Source organism: Micromonospora arida (assembly GCF_003857035.1).
Lineage (GTDB): Bacteria > Actinomycetota > Actinomycetes > Mycobacteriales > Micromonosporaceae > Micromonospora > Micromonospora arida.
In genome coordinates this window covers 1-17,035 of the sequence record NZ_QGSY01000220.1, presented here as the reverse complement: position 1 = coordinate 17,035, position 17,035 = coordinate 1, and the positions used below count along the sequence as shown (strand labels likewise).

Sequence of the window (17,035 nt, the reverse complement as noted above, 5' to 3'; positions counted from 1 at the left end):
TGGCCGGGTTCACCGGACCCACTCGGGTTCGTCGGTCGTCCCGTCGGCCCCGCCCGCCGCGAGGGCCTGCTCACCGGCGACCACGGCGGCCTCCGGAAGGTACGTCGCGGCCCGCGCCGTCGCCGTCATCCTCGCCCGCTCCGCCTCGACCTCGGCTGTGAGCTCGAACGGCGCCCGGAATGGGAAGTACGCCGAAAGGAAGTCGGTCAGCATGGCGAGCTGCTCGGAGAGGAGGACGTCGCCCGAGTCGGTGTCGTTGAGGCAGAACACGTCACAGTGCCGCCGGGCCAGCAGGTTGGCCAGCTTCACCGGGGTGGACGGGTCGGCCAGGTCGGCGTACGTGTAGCGGATCGACCCGGGCACCGCCTGACCGGAGAAGAACGACCAGTAGTGCTGCAACGAGGACGGGATCGAGAGGTCTTTCGGGTGCCGGAACTGGTGCCCGGCGGTGCCCACCACCTCGGCCGGCAGGTGCCGCTCGATGTCCTCCAGCACGCTTCTGCGCAGCGGGTAGGGGACGTGCCGCATCTTCTGCGTGATGGTGCGTCCGAACCGTTCCTCGATGTGCCGGCGGTTGTTCTTGCCGGCCGCGGTCACCGGCGCGTCGTAGACGGTCGCCGGGCCGACGTCCAACTGGGCCGGCGACGGAAAGAACTTCGCGATGCCGTTGGCGTGGAAGAACGTGGTGGGGAGCAGCGGGCGCCCGAAGAACATGTCGTCGTTGACGTAGATGAAGTGCTCGCTGAGGCCCGGGATGAGGTGCAACCGGGACTCGATGGCGTGCGAGTTGAAGGTCGGCAGCTGGCCGGTGTCACCGAAGATCTCGCGGTGGCGCACCACCCGCACGGTCGGGTGCTCGACGTCCAGCCACGGCGGGACCTGATCGTCGGTCACCAGGTAGATCTGCCGGACCCACGGCGCGAACGACACCACGGAGCGCAGTGAATACCGCAGCTCGTCGCGGCTGGCGTAGCGCGAGGAGTGCGCGCCGACCAGATTGATCTCGGCCTGCCCGTGCTCACGCAGGGCCGCGTTCTTCCGGGCCTGCCAGTCGCTGTCGTCACCGTCGACCCAGGTGTAGACGAGGTCGATCGGGAAGGTGATGTGCTCGTGGCCGAGGCCGGCGAACTCGGAACGGGTGCGGTAGGTGGCCGGCCCACCGGCCGGCACGAAGCGGCTGAGCTGGGACGCCGGGACGCGGATCGTTTCGCCCGTCTCCGGTACGGCAGTGGCGACCTGGTTGCCGCGCGGCGCTACGAGGTCCGCCTCGGGCTTCTCCTGCGGCGAGACCGTACGCCAGAACTCGACCTCGCAGGCGAAGGCGCTGCCGAGGACGGTGTGACCGAAGGGGTCGGTGACCGCGTGGAAGACCTGTGCGATGGCGTCACGGTGGCTGGCGCTGACCTCGCGGCGGCCGGAGTCGACGAAACGCAGGGTGACCCCGTCGGCCGATGTGGCCCGGGCGAGCACCTTGAGCACCTTCACCCGGTGCTTGCGCGGCACGGCGATCGCGCTGCGCAGGTCGTCGGCGTGCCGCACGTGGAAACCGTCGATCCCGGCCTTGTCGAACGCCCGGGTGACCAGGTCCAGGTTGCGCTGCCGGAGGGCCAGCGGCGTCGCTTCCTCCACCACCCGTGCCTGCACCCGGTGGCCGTCGACATCCCGGACCTGACGCACCTCACCGGGCGCGGTCCGGGATCGGCGGGCGGCGGTGACCTGGGTCAACCGACGGACGAGCCAGAGCTGCCGCTGAGGCGGCACGAGCTGGATGAGCTTGTCCCGGTACGCCTTCGGCACCACCCGGTGGGGGCGCAGCATCATGCTCGACCGCCGTTCCGACGCGTACGCGCGTCCCTCGCGATCCGGCGGCGCGGGCGGGCCGGGCCACTCCGTTCCGACCGCGGAAGGGCAACGATCACCCTGCGTTCCACGCCTTGCCCCCGTTTCCTGTCGTCGACCGGCGAGCGGTCGGCGTCGTCCCATCGCCTGTGCGGGCATGCCGCATGGGCGGCCGCCTCACCTCGCCGGTCGCGCAGCGGAAAGGTATCAGTGCGATCTCCACCGGAACACCCTCTCCTCACCTCGGGGTAACTGTCCGTTCGGATTACATGCGACAAATAGTGCATTTACCATTCACGACGTACCGTCGGTGCCGACGGCGAAATGTCACTGCGCGGACGAACAGGCCCGCCCCGCATCGGTGACCTGGTAGATCCGCACGTGGCCCTCCCGGTGGACCAGGGTCACCCGTTTGCTGTCGTCGAGCCGCTTCTGCTTGTAGTTCGCCTGCCAGCCCTTGTAGTCGCGGCCGCCCACCACCACGTACTCGATACCGAACCGGCGTACCGTGCAGCCCTGGTTCTTCGGCCCCTTCTGGTTGACCAACCAGGTGAACGCCCGCCACCGGTCCGTGTAGTTGTCCCGGCCCACCTTCTCCAGCGGCGGGATCCCGAACAGCGTCGGGACGCCGTAGTCGGCGTGGGCCCAGGACATGAACTGCCGGTGCCGGTCGTACGCGACCACCTTGCCCGGCGGCGTGTGCTCGGCCAGCCACTCGAAAGTCCGGGTGTACTCCTGCCCGACCGGCGCCCGCTGCACCATCGTCTTCCGCAGCGGGCGCCACGTGTCGGGCACCAGGGCGAGCGACGCCAGACTCGCCACCACGACCGAGGCCGCGACCGCTGCGGGGACAGCGGATCCGCGCAGCGTCCCGGCACGGGCGACGAACCGCACGAGCAGCCACTGGACTCCCAACCCGATGACGGTCGCGCCCGCCACTGTGAGCACCCCGTACACCGGGAAGATCATCGAACGGGGTCGTTCGGCGTCGCCGTACCAGAGGCCGGCCAGGGCCTGTGCGGCCGACGAGCCCGACGCGACGGTCCAGATCCCCAGGAGCGTGAACAGGACGCCGGCCAGCAGCCACGGGCGGGCCCAGCGCACCTGCGGCAGCACCAGCGACAGGGGAGACGCGAGCAGGCAGGCGATGACGATCCAGACGCCGACCTGAACGGCCAGCCCGTCGAGCTGGGTGTTGTTGCCCGGCCCCGGGAAGCCCCACAGCACGTAGCGTTGCGGATCGGTGACCCAGTATTCGATCGCCTTGCCCCACTGGCCGAGCAGTTCGGGCGGCTCGGTGATCCGCTCACCGCCGGCGCCCAGGATGACGCCGATCAGGGGCAGGATCGGGACGAGGCCCGCGACGGCCGCCGCGCCGATGCCCGCCCCGCTGCGGCGCCAGGTCAGGGCTCCCGGCACCACCAGGAGGAAACCGAGCGCGAGCACGCCGACGAAGAGGACGTCGTACGAGTGCATCATCACGATGCCGGCGCCCCCGAGGCCGGCCAGCAGGCCGAGCCGTACCGGATGTGGGCCGCGCAGGGAGAGTGCGAGCAGCAGGGCGACGCCACCGGCCAGACAGGGAGCGGTCTGCTCGTTGACCCGACCGGTGATCAGTGAGGTCCACATCGGGCCGAGGAAGGCCGGAGCGGTGGCGGCGGCGGCCGCGATCACCGGTCCCCCGCGGAGGATCCGGACGGCGGCGTAGATGCCGGCCACCAGGGCGAGCGGCCCGATGACGATCGCCCACGCGGTCATCGTCGTGCTCAGCAACCCGCCGGACAGGTGGGTCGCCTGCGCCCAGGCGACGTTCTCCGCCAGCGGATAGAACTCGCAGGAGGTGACCGTGTCGGTCGAACCCGAACTGCACACCGAGGGAATGTCGACGCTGTTCGTGTCCAGAATGCGCCTCGCCATGTACCCGTGGTTCATCGCGTCCCAGCCGGGAGTGGCGACGAGTCTCCCCACCATCGCCCAGCCGTACGCCAGGCTCACCACCGACGGCACGGCGACGGCGATCAGGTCGGCGCGGCGCGGCAGGACCGGCCGGACCGGCCGGATCCGGAAGCGCGACACCAATGAGCGGCGGTTGTCGCCGTTGGTGTCGTCGGCGTCGCGCTCGGCGGTTGGCTGCCGGTCAGCGGCCTTGCGTCGGGAGAGCAGCCGGGAGAGCGCGACCGCGGCGCCGGCCACGAGCAGCTCCGCGACGAGCACCGCCGAGGCGCTGTCGGGCAGCCCGAGCGCGGGCAGCCAGGCCATCGCCAGCGCGATCAGGCCGAGGGTCAGGGCGGGGGCGGCCGCCCAGGCAACCCAGCGGTACCGCCCCGGCGGAAGGGCGAAGCCGAGCAGCGCCCCGGGCACGACGGCCACGAAGAGGGCGATGAGTGTGGTCAAGATTGGTTCCCTCCGTGGGTCGCCGCGCAGCCGCGGCGGCCGGAAGAGTACCGGAACGAGGGCGGTGGGCGGTGCCCTCCTGTTGCCGAATGTCGGCGCCGCCGTTGGGACCGCTGATCCCCGAAGGTCCCTCAGCACGACGGTGGCCGGTCGCGCCCTCCCCGGCGACGACCGACCACCGTGCCCTCGTGGGCGACCAGGCTCAGTACGAGTAGCCCGAGCCGCCGGCGTCGTTCGAGCCGCTGTCCGCCGGCGGTGCGACCGCCTTCGGCGTGCCCTTGGGCAGGCAGCTCAGGTTCTTCTTGCCGTCCGGCTGGACCACGAACCAGGTGCCACCGACAGCCTGGCCCTTCCACTGGCCGGGCTTCTTGTCACCGATGTAGCGGTAGACCGGCCAGCCGCCGACGGTGAGCTGACGGGTGCCGTCCTGCCGGGTCACGCTGCCGACCTTGTCGTCCGAGACGCCGGTGAGCTCCGGGTTGCCGTCGGTCAGTGCCGGAGGCCACACCTCGGCGCACTTGTCGACACAGTTCGACGACGGCGGGTCGGCGGTGTCCTTGTCGAAGCGGTACAGGATCCAGCCGTCCTGGTCGGTCACGACCTTGCCCATCCGGGCGACACTCTTGCCGACCAACTTCTCGGTCAGGTCGACGTCCGCGGGCGGGGCGTCGGCGGCGGGCGCCTCCGGGGAAGCCGAGGCCTCAGGTTCAACCGTCGCGGTGGGCTCGGCCGCGGCGACGGCGACCGGCTCGGCCGCGCTCGAGTTCGCCCCGTCGTAACCTGCGGGAGCGCAGGCCGTTAGTGCGACCATCGCGCTCGCGACGATGACGGTCCGCTTCATCTGTGCCACGTGCCCTCCTCATTCTTGACAGTTCACCCATAGGTACGGCGGGCGGGCTGTCAAGGTTGAAGTAGTAACAGTGGTCAATTTCACGTAAACCGATTGAACCGTTTTCGGCCGCCGTGCGTACGCCCCCGCGAGGGACCCTTTGTGTGACGACAGATCGGCGCCGGTCATTGTGACAATGACCGGCGCCGATGCGGTAGGCGCGCTTACATGGGTACGGTGACCAGCGGACTCGCCACGCCGTTGGCATCCACCGACTGCACCTGGAGCTGCTTGATGTCCTTCGGCAGAGCCGACGTCGAGGCGCTCAGTTCGAGACCCTGCGGCCGGTTGTTGGTGCCATAGCCGCCCTCCGGGACCGACCAGGTCGAGATGACCTCGGTGGTGGCGTTCTTGCGTACCACCACCAGTCGGCAGACGCGTGGGCCGGGCAGCTTCCGCAGGCTGAAATTGATCCGGGTGCCGTAGTCCTTGGTCACCAGGAACATGGTGGTCTGCACACCGGTGGTCGGGTCGGTCGCCTCGACCTGGTCGCCCTCCACCTCGGTGCCGCCCACACCCGGGCCGCTCGGCGCGGCCGTCGGCACGCTCGTCGGCGGGTCGTTGGGCGCGCTCGGGGTCGACCCGGCGAGCACTCCCGGCGGTTGCTCGCTGCCGGTCACGCTGACGAAGCCGTACCCGGTCAAACCGCCGAAGACCACCACCGCGGCGGCCGTCGCGAGCATGTGACGAAACCGGGTACGCCGCCGGTCGGCCCGGACCGCGCCGAGTGTCCGGTCCAGCAGTGCCGGGTCGGTCGCCGTCTGCTCCAGCGCCATCATCGTCTCGCCGTCGATGTCGGAGAGCAGCCCGACGACCGGCACCATCGTCTCCAACTCGGCCGCGCACGCCCAGCAGGTGGCGAGATGCTCCTCGAACCGCTCAGTGTCCTGCTCGTCGAGCACACCGAGCGCGTACGCCGCGACGTCCATGTGGTCCGGCCGGCTCATTCTGTCACCCCCCGCTCCTGCAGAGCCGTGCGCAGCGCGCGCAGCGCGTAGTAGACCCTCGACTTGGCGGTGCCGAGCGGCAGGCCCAACTCCTCGGCGGCCTCCGGCACCGTCCGCCCCCGGAAGTACGTCGAGATCAGGATCTCCCGGTGCGACTGACTGAGCGTACGCAGCGCGTCCGCCACCGTCATGGTGCGTAGCACCCGGTCGGTGCTGTCCGCCTCGGTGAACGCGGTGAGGTCCCGGTCGTACGTCTCCGGCGGCCGGGCCTCCTGGCTGCGGTGCTCGTCGATGGCTATGCGGCGGGCCACCGTGACCAACCACGGCCGCAGCGAACCCTGGCCCTGGGTGCCCAGGCGGTGCGCGTTGCGCCAGGCCCGCAGCAGCGTCTCCTGGACGATGTCCTCCGCGCGCTGCCGGTCCCCCCCGGTGAGACGCATGACGAACATCAGCAACGGGCCGGCGTGTTCGGCATAGAGCTGACGGATCAACTGGTCGGAGTGGCTGGCCTCGGTTGTCGTCGCCTGATGGCGCCCGGGCGCCGGTCGCGGCGTCACCGGACCATTCTGGCGAGGCGTCGCCCGCGCGTCGACCCCTCGGGCAGACGAGGTTGACCGTGACGAGGGTCGCGCCGACAACCAGTCAGCGCGTACCGCGTCGCCATGCCAACCGGCCGCCACCGCGTGCATGCAGACCTCCGGGATGTCCGTGACCAACGCCGGCCCACGAGGTGGGCCGCCCGGTGGTACGCAACGCCCGCCCCGGCGGATCAACAAACGACGAAAAAACTTCCCCGCCGCTGTCGAGTGGACGGTCAGCGCCGTACCGAGAACAGCCCTGGCGGTGGTGGATCGGAGCCGGTCGCGTCGGCGTCCCGCACGACCTGCGCGCCACCGACGAAGCGGTCCAGCTCGTCGCCGGCCACCACCCGGCCGGGGAACCAGTCGCCGGCAGCGCGTCTGGTCAGCTCCGGCACCGGTGGTGTGGACCGTCCGGCGACCAGCACCAGATTCCCGTACCGGCGCCCACGCAGCACCGCCGCGTCCCCGACCAGACAGGCCTGCGGCAGCACCGATCGGACAGTGGCGACCTGCCCACGGGCGTGCCGCAGCGGCGGGCCGTCGGCGAGGTTCGCCAGGTACCAACCAGCGGGGCGGAGCACCCGGGCCACCTCGGCGGCGTACTCCACCGACGTGAGGTGGGCCGGCGTACGCGCACCGGCGAACACGTCGGCGACCACCACGTCGTAGCTGGCCTCCCGGGTGGACGCCAGCACCGCCCGGGCGTCCTCCACCCGGACCCGCAACCGGGCGTCGGACGGCCACGGCAACGCCCGACGGACCAGCTCCACCAACGCACGGTCCACCTCGGACACCCGCTGGGTCGACCCGGGTCGGGTGGCGGAGACGTACCGGGGCAGGGTCAGCGCTCCGCCACCCAGATGCAGCACCCGCAGCGGCTCACCGGCTGGTGCGATCAGGTCCACGGCGGCGGCCAACCGCCGCACGTACTCGAACTCGAGGTGGGTGGGGTCGGTCAGGTCGACGTGTGACTGCGGCGCGCCGTCCAGCAGCAGCGTCCACGAGCCGGCCCGGTCCGGAGCCGGGACGAGCTCCGCCAGCCCGGTGTCCACCTGCTCGACCACCCGGTCACCCGCCCGCTTACGCCCCATCGGAACCAGTGTCCGCGCTCATCGGGCGGCGCGGGCCGCGGCGGTCAACGCACGGTGCAGCAGCCGGGAATCACCGAGCAGGGCCCGCAGCCGGCGCTCCAGGCCGGCGATCGGGATCAGGTTCTGCGGGGCCCGCGGATCCTTGTACGGGGTGGAAGCGAAGCGCGGCAGGGTCACCAGCGACAGGTCGGCCAGCTCGATCGCCGCCTCGACGGGCAGGTCGGCGGAGCACTCCACCCGAACGACGCCCGCCCACGGCGCGCCGATCGCCACCGGCAGCCGCAAATACCACGACCAACCACCCCAGGCGGTGCCGAGCCGGAACACCGGGGAGCGCTCACCCGACGCCATACCCGTCACCACCGCGGTCAGCCGGGCATCCAGGTACTGACTGTGCTGCGTCTTGATGTAGCCCAGGGTGCGCGGCAGCTGCCGACGACTGCGCAGCGGGCCGTCCACCACCAACAGGTCACCGTCGACGCGGGCGGCGTCGGACACCGCCACCTCCAACGCGGTCAGCGGGCCCTGCACGGCGGCCGGCAGCTTCGCCAGCTCACCGGTGCCACCCACCCGGTGCACCGGGTAACGGATCGCACCCGCCACCACATCCTGCGCCGACGGGCTCGCGGTGAACAGGCCCCGACCGACCCGGGTGCCCGCCAGCTGCGCCGCACCCCGCCCCAGGTCACACCGGACCACCCCGGCCGCGTACGAGGCGGCCAACCCGGGGAACGACAGGCCGTCGGTCTCCGCCGTCCAGATGCTCGCGTCGATGCGGCGAACCCCGTCGACCAGCAACACCACGTCGGGTGCCCGCACCCCGGGGCGTACCCCGATCGCCCGCCAGTCCACGGCGGGCAACTCCACATCCGCGTCGACCTGGGCGCTGCTCGGCGCGGCCGGCCCGGCGGCGGACGCCTCGAAGGACGCCCCGTACGCCGGATCCCACGAATCCACGAAGAACGCGGCGTCAGTCACCGGCCCGTCCGCTCCACGCGCGCGGACCGGGCATCCTTGCGCACCTCGAAGCGGACCGGGATCCGCTCGGCCAACGCCGGCACGTGGGTGACCACCCCGACCATCCGATCGCCCCGGGCCGCCAGGTTTTCCAGGGTCGCCGCCACCGTGTCCAGGGTGGCGGCGTCGAGCGTGCCGAAACCCTCGTCCAGGACGATCGACTCCAGGCTCGCCGCCGTGGTGGACATCCCCGCCAACTGCTCGGAGAGCGCCAACGCCAGCGCCAGCGACGCCTGGAACGTCTCACCCCCGGAGAGGGTGCGCACGCCGCGACGCAGCCCCGCGTCGTGGTGGTCGACCACCACGAACTCGCCCTTGTCGTGCACCAGCTCGTACTGCCCGGAGGACAACTCCCGCAGGATCCCCGACGCGCCGTCGACCAGCAGGTCCAACGCCTCGGCCAGCAACCACCGCTCGAAGTTGTTGGCCCGCAGGTGCCCGGCGAGCGCACGCGCCACCTGCGCCTCCCGCTCGTGCCCCGCCCGCTGCTCGCGCAACGTCCCGGCCTGCTCGCGACGCTCGTGCAGCCGCCGCCGGTCGGCGTCGGCCCGCTCCACCGCCACTGTCGCCGCGTGCACCGGGTCGTCCCCGACCGGCACGTCGGCGGCGGCGAAGATGCCCGCGATGGCCCGCTGCACCCCGTCGGCCACCGACTCGGCCTCCGCCACGGCGGCGGCCCGACCGGCCCGCTCGGCACGGCGGCGGTCCGCCTCGGTGGTCGCCCACCGGGTCAGCGCCGCCCACGCGGCAGCCACGTCGTCCCGGTCTGTCGCCGGTGGGCCGAACCGGGCCAACCCGTCACGGGCGGTGTCGAAGGCCCGCCACGCCGCCCGCAGCCGCTCCTCGGCGGCGTCCACCCCGGCCCGAGCCTGCCGAGCGGTCTCGCGGCCGGCCCGGACCGCGGTTGCCGCCTCCTCCAGCGCGCGCCGCAACCGGGCGTGCTCGGCCAACTCCCGCCGCAGCACGGCCGGTTCGGCCGCGCCGGAGAGCTGCCCGTCCAGCTCGGCCAGCCGGGTCTCCATCTGCTCCTGCCTGGCTCGCGCCTGCACCAGCAGCCGCTCCAGCTCCCGCGCCGCCGTGTCCCGCTCCTGAACGGTCGCCTGCGCGGCCTTGGTAGCGGCCCGCGCGGCCTTGCCCGCCGCCGTCGCGGCGGCCACCGCCGAATCGGCCGGCACCGCGGGCACCTCGGCCACCGGCTGCTCGCACACCGGGCACGCCGCACCGGCATGCAGGTGCACCCGCAGGCTTACCGCCAGGTCGGTGGCCTTCGCCTCCTCGTGCGCCCGGAAGGCCGCCTCCAGCTCGGCGTCGGCCCGCTCGGCGGCCACCCGTGCGGCGGCCAACGCCGCCACCGCAGCGGCATGCTCGTCATTCGCCGCGCGCACCGTCGCCCGGACCGTGTCGGCCTCGCCGGACAGCCGATCCCGATCGTCGTACGCCCGCAGTTGCAGTCGCAGCGCGCTCTCGTCACCGGCGGCGGCCAGCTCGCCGCGCAGCTTGTCCTCCCGCTCCTCGGCCAGCGACACCCCGTTCGCCGCGGCCTCGGCGTCGGCCCGCGCCGCGGCGACCGCGCGAGCGACCTCGGCCACCCCAGCGGGCGCACGCACCCCGGTCAGCACGGTCAGCTCGTCGTCCAGCGCGGTCAGTGCCGCCGCGGCCTCCCGTGCGGTGACCCGGGCAGCCGCCAGCTCCGGCACCGCCTCGGCCACCGCGGCCGCCAGCTCGGCCATCCGCTCCACCCGGGCGTCGGCCTCGGCCAACGCCTCGTCGTCCACGCCGGTCAACCCGGCGAGCACCTGGTCGACCGCCTCCAGCCGGGCCTCTGCCTGCGCGGCGCGCGCCGTCGCCTTCTTCTGCACGTCCTCGTAGACGCCGAGGCCCAGCAGGTTGACCAGGATCTGTTGCCGCGTCGCCGGCTTGGCGTGCAGGAAGTCGGCGAACTGCCCCTGTGGCAGCACCACACAGCTGGTGAACTGCTCGTACGGCAGCCCGACCGCCTCCAGCACCGCCTGCTCCATCTCGGCGGGAGTGCCGGCCACCACCTCGCCGAGGTCGTCCGGGCTCAACCCGGTGTCCAGTTTTGTCACGTCGAAGCCGGCCGGCATCAGCTGCAACCCGGCGTTCGCGGTCTTCACGTTGCCCCGGCCGTCCCGGCGGACCACCCGGGTCGCCACGTAACGGGCGCCGCCGGACTCGAAGACCAACCGCACCCGCGCCTCGGTCGCCGACGGCGCGAGCGCGTTCGCCAACCCTCGGGCGCCACCCCAGCGGGGCACCATGCCGTAGAGGGCGAAGCAGATCGCGTCCAGCACTGTCGACTTGCCCGAACCGGTCGGGCCGATCAGCGCGAAGAAGTCGGCGTCGGTGAAGTCGACTGTGGTCTCGTCCCGGAAGACCGTGAACCCGGCCATGTCCAACCGCATCGGACGCATCAGTGCTCGACCTCCTCGAAAAGCTCGTCGAAGAGCTCCCGGACACCCTCGTCGGCGTGGCCCCGGCTGTCCAGGTAGTCGGCGAACAGCTCCCGCGGCGAACGCCCCGAACGCTGGGCGATGCGAGCGCCGCTGCCGGGCGCGGCCAACAGCTCCGGGTCGATCCGGATCTCCAGGGCCCGGGGGAGCAGCTCCTGAATTTCCTCGCGCAGGCCGGCGCGGGGCTGCTCCCGCACGTACACCCGCAGCCACGCGTCCGGTGCCTCGATCTCGGCGAGCTGAGCCAGGGTGCCCCGCACCGTGCGCAGCGCGCTCGCCGCCGTCACCGGCACCTCCCGCACCCGGGCGGCGGTGCTGGCCGTCACCTCGACCATCGTCACCGAGGGGATGTTCTCCTGCTCACCGAAGTCCACAGCGAGCGGACTGCCGCTGTACCTCACCGGGCAGGGGCCCGCGACCCGCTGCGCCCGGTGCAGGTGACCCAGCGCCACATAGTGCGCGGTGGCCGGGAAGACGGTGGCCGGAACGGCGTAGCCCAACACGGTGTGCGCGTCGCGCTCGCCACCACCGGTGGCCGCGCCGGTCACCGTCAGATGCGCGGTGACCAGGTGCACCCGGTCCGGCTCGGTGAAACCCTCGGTCAGTCGCCCCAGCACCCGGCCCAGGTGGTCGGCGTACGTCTGGTTGGTCTCCGCGGCGGTCAGCTCGTACATCTCCAACGCGCGCACCGCGTACCGCTGGGACAGGAACGGCAACGCGGCCAACCGCCACCGCTCGCCACCGGCGGTGGTGCCGTCGATGAGGTGCTCGTCCGGGTTTTCCCGCACCCCGCCGCGCAGCGTGATGCCGGCGGCATCGGCCCACGGGCGCAGCGCGTCCAGCGCCGGGCCGTTGTCGTGGTTGCCGCCGATCGCCACCACGTCCGCGCCGGTCCGCCGTAGCGCCGTCAACGCCCTGGTGACCAGGCGGGTCGCCTCCGAGCTGGGCGCGGCGGTGTCGTAGAGGTCACCGGCGACGATCACCAGATCCGGCTGTTCGGCACGGGCGATCTCGATCACCCCGGCCAGCACGGCCTTGTGCTCGTCGGCCCGGGACTGCCCCTTGAGCACCTTTCCCACGTGCCAGTCGGAGGTGTGCAGGATCTTCATGGCTGTGCCGGCCCCTAGCTAGAACGGGATGTCGTCGTCGGTGCCGCCGCCGGAGCCCACCACGGCGAACGGGTCGGCGGACTGGGTGATCGAGCGCAGCGTCTCCGATGGTGCCCGGCCCGCCTCGGAGACCCGGGTGGCCCAGGCCGGGAACGGGAACTCCAGGCAGAGCGGCACCGGGATGTCCGGCTGGTTGACGAACATGGTGCCCGGCTTGGCCAGCAACGCCCGTTGGCGCTGCGCGGGCGGCAGGAAGCCGTACTCCGGGCGGGACGCCTCGGCCGGGTCGAGCCGGCCGACCACCCGGATCGCCGAGTTGGTGACGATCCGCCGCTCCACCTCGCTCGCCGTCTGCTGCGCGCCGATCAGGATCACCCCGAGCGAGCGGCCCCGCTCGGCGATGTCCAGCAGGACCTCCTTGATCGGCGAGGAGCCCTCCCGGGGGGCGTACTTGTTGAGCTCGTCGAGGACGACGAAGAGCAGCGGCTTGGCGGTGCCGGACTTCTCCTTGCGCTCGAACTCGCTCTTGAGCGTCACACCCACCACGAACCGCTGCGCGCGGTCGGGAAGGTTGTGCAGGTCGACCACAGTGACCTGGGCCGACTCGCTCGTGTTGATCGAGTGGGGGCGGCGGGTGGCGAGGTCGCCACGGATCAGCCGGGCCAGGTCCTTCTTGCTGCCGATCAACCGCCGGGCGAACGCGTTGACGGTGCCCAGCCCCACCGCGCTGCCCGCCCAGTCCGAGCGGGTCTCGTCGTCGTTGAGCTGATCGACGATGTGGTCGACCAGATCGCCGTAGGAGCCGAGGCGGACCCCGTCGATGCTCACCCCGCCGTCGGCGGGCTGGGCGTAACGGGCCAGGTGTGCGGCCACCGAGTGGACCACCATCGTGTACTGCTGGCGCTCGTCGTCGGCGTCGGCGAAGACGTACGGCAGCAGGCGGTCGGTGCAGAACTCGCTCAGCGTCCAGTAGAACGCGTCCACCCCGGTGAGCCGACTGCTCACATCCGGCGTGCCGGCCGAGTCGCCGACCCGCGGTGGGGCGTACACCCGCACGTCGGGGAAGGCGCCTGCGCTCAACCCGAGCTTCGCGTACGCCGCGCGGGTGGGCTCGTCGAGGCGGGTGTTGGGGTGGTCCAGGAAGAGCAGATCCTCACCCTTGACGTTGAAGATCAACGCCTTGGCGTTGACCGCGTCGCCGCCCAGCACCCCGGAGCGGAACACCGAGTAGAGCAGGAAGGTGGCGAAGCTGGTCTTGGTGGCCACCCCGGAGATGCCGGAGATCGAGACGTGCGCGCCCCGACTGCCGTCGAGGAAGTCGGCGTTGAGGTAGACCGGCACCCCGTCGCGACCCATCCCCATCGGGATGCGCCGCTCCATCCGGTCGAAGTGCAGCGCGCGCGCCCGGGCGTCACCCTCGGCCCGGTGCACCACCGCGCCCGGGGTCGGCGGCACGTAGAGCTCCGGATCGACCCGGGTGGTGGTGACCTCGGCCGCCTCCTGCACCTGGGCGGGCAGCGTGCCGTCAGCGATGGCGAACACGTCGGACTCGAACTGGGCGCCCTCGTGGCGTGCGCGGACCTGGGTGACCACCCCGGCGATCGTCACCGGCTCCCGGTCCGGCAGCTCCCGTCGCGTGACCACCACGTCGTCGAGCTGGAGGTAACTGCCGGGCGCCACGGCCGTCCAGAACTGCAACGGGGTGGCGTCGGCGGTGCCCAGCACCCGCCCGACCGCCTCGCCAGGGCTGTCGAGGTCGGCGTCGGTCATCGGGCGACTCGGGTCGCTCGGGCATCACGGTCGGCGCGCATGCCCTGCATCCTGCCCGAGGAGTACGACAGGTCGCCACGCGACGCGTCGGACGACACCATGCGCCGTCACACTCATGACGCTGGGTGCTCGAGCGAGCGCATGAGGTGGGCGGGAGTCGTGTTGGCGTGCACCGCGCGAGGTCGGACTCAACTCCCGGGGCACCGGTCGCGTTACCTAGGCATGGAGCACGTATGAATGACGACTTCGGCGCCTTCGTCGCGACGAGCGGCTCGCGACTGCTCCGCTTCGCCGTACTGATCACCGGGCAGCGGGCGGACGCCGAGGACCTGCTGCAGGAGGTGCTGGAGCAGGCGTACCCGCGCTGGCACGTGGTCCGGCAACGGCAGCCGGAGGCCTACCTGCGTCGCGCGATGACCAACAGGTTGGTCAGCCGGTGGCGCTCACCGTGGAACCGACGTCGGGTCGCCGGTCTTCCGGACGCGATACCGCAGCAGGATGAGATGACCCGGGTCGACGACCGGGAGTTGCTGCTGACGGCACTGCGGGAGCTTCCACCGCGGATGCGGGCGGTGGTGGTGGTCCGGTACTGGCTTGGCTTCTCCGAGGCGGAGGCTGCTGCCGAACTGGAGTGTTCTGTGGGCTCGGTGAAGAGCCAGGCTTCCCGTGGTCTGCACCGCCTGCGGGTGCGACTGGAGGCGGCCGGTGTTCCCCCACTCGACCTCGACCTCGCGGAGGAGAACCATGCGTGACCACGAGGTGGCCGCCCTGCTCGACCACGCCGTCGCGACCGTGGAGCTGCCACCCGGTCTCGCCCAACGGGTCGTCACGGGAAGCCGGGCGCGCCGCCGTCGGCGTCTGCTGCTCTCTGCCGGCATGGTGGCCGTGGTGGTCGCCGCCGGGGCCCTGCTGCTCCCGCACCTGGGGCCGGCCGGTAGCGAGGGCGGGGGCGCCGGGCCGATCGCCGGTGCCGGGGTTCCGGCCGGGATCGTCGGCCCCGACGGTCGACCGGTGACGCAGGCGCAGGTCGTGGCTGTCGGCCGGGTCGGTACGGAGACGCTCGTGCTGATCCGGCGCGAACCGCGCGCCGAGGAGCGGGTCGCCGGGGGACAGGCGGTCGAGGTCCTGACCGCCCCGGACGTGGGCGAACCGCGCCGGTTGCTCGACCACCTCTCGTACGACCTGGCCTGCGTCGACGGTGACGTGGTCTGCGCGGCCGTCCGATCCGCCGGCAGTGGGTTGGGCGTTGCCGTGGCCCGTCGCTCCGGGAGCCGGCTCTACGTCCTGGTCCAGGCGCCTCAGGGGCGTACCGTCGAGGTCGTCGCCAACGGCGTGCCGCATCCGCTCGGCGCGGCGCCGCGGGGCGCGGTTGTCGAGGTGGTCGCCGCCGAGCCGTACGAAGAGGTGCAGGTCTGGGCGAGCACCGAGGACGGCCGGCGATACCAGATCCCGTGGGCTCCCGGGGCGGTGCTCATCGACTGAGATCTCACGGACGGGCGTGGCGGAGCAGGAGCACGCCGTCCTCGGCGGCGAGCACGTGGCGCAGTGGCAGGTGCCGGGGTGGTGCGGCGTCGCCGGCGGTGATTCGGCCGGGGCCGGGGCCGGCCAGCAGCGGCGAGACGGTGAGGCACAGCTCGTCCACCAGGTCGGCGGCGGTGAGCGCGCCGAACAGGTGTGGGCCGCCCTCACAGAGCAGTTGGGTGAGCCCGCGGCGGTGCAGCTCGGCGAGACCGGCGGCCAGGTCGACCCGCTCGGCGCCGCAGCGCAGCACGTCGGCGACGTCGGTCAGCCCGGGCGGCGGATCGGCGTCGGCGTGGGTGAGCACCACCGGGCGGGTCGGCGCGTCGGCGAAGGCGGCCTGCGCCGGGTCCAGGTCGAGCGAACCGGAGACGACCACCAGCGTCGGGTACTCGGCCAGCCCGTTGGCACGGCGCCAGGCGCGGCGGCGCTCGTTGAGCCGGACCGCCCGGTACTCCTCGTGGCGGAGTGTGCCGGCGGCCACGACCAATGCGTCGCAGGCCATCCGCAGCAGGCCGAACACCCGCTTGTCCGGCTCGCCGGAGAGCCCGGCGGAGTAGCCGTCAACGGTGACCGCGCCGTCCAGGCTGGCCACGAAGTTCATCCGCAGGCGGGGCTTGTCGGCGCGGCCGTAGAGGGCGGTCAGCGCGGCGTCGTCGAGCGGCTGCGTCGACGGCTCGGGCCAGAGCCGTCGGATCGGAATTCCGACGGTCATTCGCCGGCCGGACCGGTGACCGGAGGGGTGGGTTCGGCGGTACGGTGCTGGCAGTCGCACCAGTTCCGGCCCGGGCAGTCGTCGTGTCGCCGGGCCCGGCACGCTCGGCAGATCATGCTCGCAGCCTAAGCCGCGGGAGGACAGGACAGCATGGCGCGTCAGATCTTCCAGCTGAAGATGTCTCTCGCCGGGACCCGCCCGCCGGTGTGGCGTCGGGTGCTCGTGCCGGCCGGCTACACGCTGGACCGGCTGCACCGGGTGGTGCAGCACGCGATGGGTTGGCGGGACTGCCACCTGCACTCCTTCGAGATCGACGCGGTGCAGTACGGCGAGCCGGACCCGGACGGGGAGTTGGCGTTGCACGACGAGCTGGACGTGCGGCTCGACGCGGTGCTCGGCAAGGGCAGCCGGTTCTCCTACACGTACGACTTCGGCGACTGGTGGGAGCACGACCTGGTCGTGGAGGACGCGTTGACGGCCGACCCCGAGGAGCGGTACCCGGTCTGCCTGGCCGGCGAGCGGGCCTGCCCGCCGGAGGGTGTCGGCGGGCAGTTGGGCTACCAGGCGCTCCTGGAGGCCCTGGACGACCAGACCGCCCCGGCCGACCTCGCCAGCCCTCGTCAGGCGATCCTGCGTGACTGGGCGGGTCCGACCTTCGACCCGTCCCGCTTCGACCCCACCCGCGCGACCACCC

14 protein-coding genes are annotated in these 17,035 nt (G+C 72.3%); 3 read left to right on the top strand and 11 right to left on the bottom strand.

Annotated features, from left to right (window positions below; genetic code table 11):
* Nucleotides 1–9: 9 nt before the first annotated feature.
* From DLJ58_RS21455 to DLJ58_RS21410, 10 genes are all read right to left on the bottom strand, one after another.
* A complete protein-coding gene (locus tag DLJ58_RS21455; RefSeq protein ID WP_244219068.1) occupies nucleotides 10–1,821 on the bottom strand; it encodes a stealth conserved region 3 domain-containing protein in 1,812 nt (603 codons plus the stop codon).
* A 345-nt stretch (nucleotides 1,822–2,166) separates the two neighbouring features.
* On the bottom strand, nucleotides 2,167–4,233 hold the full coding sequence (locus DLJ58_RS21450; RefSeq protein ID WP_124858798.1) for a DUF6541 family protein: 2,067 nt from the start codon (nucleotides 4,231–4,233) through the stop codon (nucleotides 2,167–2,169).
* 202 nt (nucleotides 4,234–4,435) lie between these two features.
* Entirely contained in the window at nucleotides 4,436–5,083 is a 648-nt protein-coding gene (locus DLJ58_RS21445; protein ID WP_124858797.1) for a hypothetical protein, read from the bottom strand.
* Between the two features lie 203 nt (nucleotides 5,084–5,286).
* Nucleotides 5,287–6,069 (bottom strand): anti-sigma factor family protein, encoded by a 783-nt coding sequence (locus tag DLJ58_RS21440; RefSeq protein ID WP_124858796.1) that lies wholly within the window; start codon nucleotides 6,067–6,069, stop codon nucleotides 5,287–5,289.
* A complete protein-coding gene (locus tag DLJ58_RS21435) occupies nucleotides 6,066–6,758 on the bottom strand; it encodes a sigma-70 family RNA polymerase sigma factor (RefSeq protein WP_124858795.1) in 693 nt (230 codons plus the stop codon). The genes DLJ58_RS21440 and DLJ58_RS21435 overlap by 4 nt, the downstream gene beginning before the upstream one ends.
* Before the next feature lie 125 nt (nucleotides 6,759–6,883).
* A complete protein-coding gene (locus DLJ58_RS21430) occupies nucleotides 6,884–7,741 on the bottom strand; it encodes a spermidine synthase (RefSeq protein ID WP_124858794.1) in 858 nt (285 codons plus the stop codon).
* An 18-nt stretch (nucleotides 7,742–7,759) separates the two neighbouring features.
* Nucleotides 7,760–8,719 (bottom strand): hypothetical protein, encoded by a 960-nt coding sequence (locus DLJ58_RS21425; protein ID WP_124858793.1) that lies wholly within the window; start codon nucleotides 8,717–8,719, stop codon nucleotides 7,760–7,762.
* Nucleotides 8,716–11,190 (bottom strand): AAA family ATPase, encoded by a 2,475-nt coding sequence (locus DLJ58_RS21420; protein WP_124858792.1) that lies wholly within the window; start codon nucleotides 11,188–11,190, stop codon nucleotides 8,716–8,718. Before DLJ58_RS21420 ends, DLJ58_RS21425 begins: the two co-directional genes overlap by 4 nt.
* Nucleotides 11,190–12,338 carry an exonuclease SbcCD subunit D gene (locus tag DLJ58_RS21415; RefSeq protein WP_124858791.1) on the bottom strand — a complete coding sequence of 383 codons (1,149 nt, stop codon included), beginning with the start codon at nucleotides 12,336–12,338 and terminating at the stop codon, nucleotides 11,190–11,192. The genes DLJ58_RS21420 and DLJ58_RS21415 overlap by 1 nt, the downstream gene beginning before the upstream one ends.
* 18 nt (nucleotides 12,339–12,356) lie before the next feature.
* Nucleotides 12,357–14,108 (bottom strand): ATP-binding protein, encoded by a 1,752-nt coding sequence (locus DLJ58_RS21410; protein ID WP_124858790.1) that lies wholly within the window; start codon nucleotides 14,106–14,108, stop codon nucleotides 12,357–12,359.
* Between the two features lie 233 nt (nucleotides 14,109–14,341).
* On the opposite strand from DLJ58_RS21410, the gene DLJ58_RS21405 reads away from it, so the two are divergent.
* Together DLJ58_RS21405 and DLJ58_RS21400 are read left to right on the top strand one after the other, a co-directional pair.
* Nucleotides 14,342–14,860: a SigE family RNA polymerase sigma factor gene (locus DLJ58_RS21405; protein WP_124858789.1), complete on the top strand. Its 519-nt coding sequence runs from the start codon at nucleotides 14,342–14,344 to the stop codon at nucleotides 14,858–14,860.
* Nucleotides 14,853–15,590, top strand: a complete 738-nt coding sequence (locus tag DLJ58_RS21400; protein ID WP_124858788.1) for a hypothetical protein — start codon at nucleotides 14,853–14,855, stop codon at nucleotides 15,588–15,590. The genes DLJ58_RS21405 and DLJ58_RS21400 overlap by 8 nt, the downstream gene beginning before the upstream one ends.
* A gap of 4 nt (nucleotides 15,591–15,594) precedes the next feature.
* On the opposite strand, the gene DLJ58_RS21395 is transcribed toward DLJ58_RS21400, so the two are convergent.
* Nucleotides 15,595–16,341, bottom strand: a complete 747-nt coding sequence (locus DLJ58_RS21395) for a pyrimidine reductase family protein (RefSeq protein ID WP_124858787.1) — start codon at nucleotides 16,339–16,341, stop codon at nucleotides 15,595–15,597.
* Between the two features lie 150 nt (nucleotides 16,342–16,491).
* Between DLJ58_RS21395 and DLJ58_RS21390 the strand changes: the two genes are divergently transcribed.
* A partial coding sequence (locus tag DLJ58_RS21390) for a plasmid pRiA4b ORF-3 family protein (RefSeq protein ID WP_148098003.1) occupies nucleotides 16,492–17,035 on the top strand: 544 nt, incomplete at its 3' end.

Excerpts from the sequence above, each read along its gene's own strand:
- DLJ58_RS21455 (WP_244219068.1), bottom strand. The coding sequence starts at position 1,821 with ATGATGCTGCGCCCCCACCGGGTGGTGCCGAAGGCGTACCGGGACAAG.
- DLJ58_RS21440 (WP_124858796.1), bottom strand. The coding sequence starts at position 6,069 with ATGAGCCGGCCGGACCACATGGACGTCGCGGCGTACGCGCTCGGTGTG.
- DLJ58_RS21435 (WP_124858795.1), bottom strand. The coding sequence starts at position 6,758 with ATGCACGCGGTGGCGGCCGGTTGGCATGGCGACGCGGTACGCGCTGAC.
- DLJ58_RS21430 (WP_124858794.1), bottom strand. The coding sequence starts at position 7,741 with ATGGGGCGTAAGCGGGCGGGTGACCGGGTGGTCGAGCAGGTGGACACC.
- DLJ58_RS21420 (WP_124858792.1), bottom strand. The coding sequence starts at position 11,190 with ATGCGTCCGATGCGGTTGGACATGGCCGGGTTCACGGTCTTCCGGGAC.
- DLJ58_RS21415 (WP_124858791.1), bottom strand. The coding sequence starts at position 12,338 with ATGAAGATCCTGCACACCTCCGACTGGCACGTGGGAAAGGTGCTCAAG.
- DLJ58_RS21410 (WP_124858790.1), bottom strand. The coding sequence starts at position 14,108 with ATGACCGACGCCGACCTCGACAGCCCTGGCGAGGCGGTCGGGCGGGTG.
- DLJ58_RS21405 (WP_124858789.1), top strand. The coding sequence starts at position 14,342 with ATGAATGACGACTTCGGCGCCTTCGTCGCGACGAGCGGCTCGCGACTG.
- DLJ58_RS21400 (WP_124858788.1), top strand. The coding sequence starts at position 14,853 with ATGCGTGACCACGAGGTGGCCGCCCTGCTCGACCACGCCGTCGCGACC.
- DLJ58_RS21395 (WP_124858787.1), bottom strand. The coding sequence starts at position 16,341 with ATGACCGTCGGAATTCCGATCCGACGGCTCTGGCCCGAGCCGTCGACG.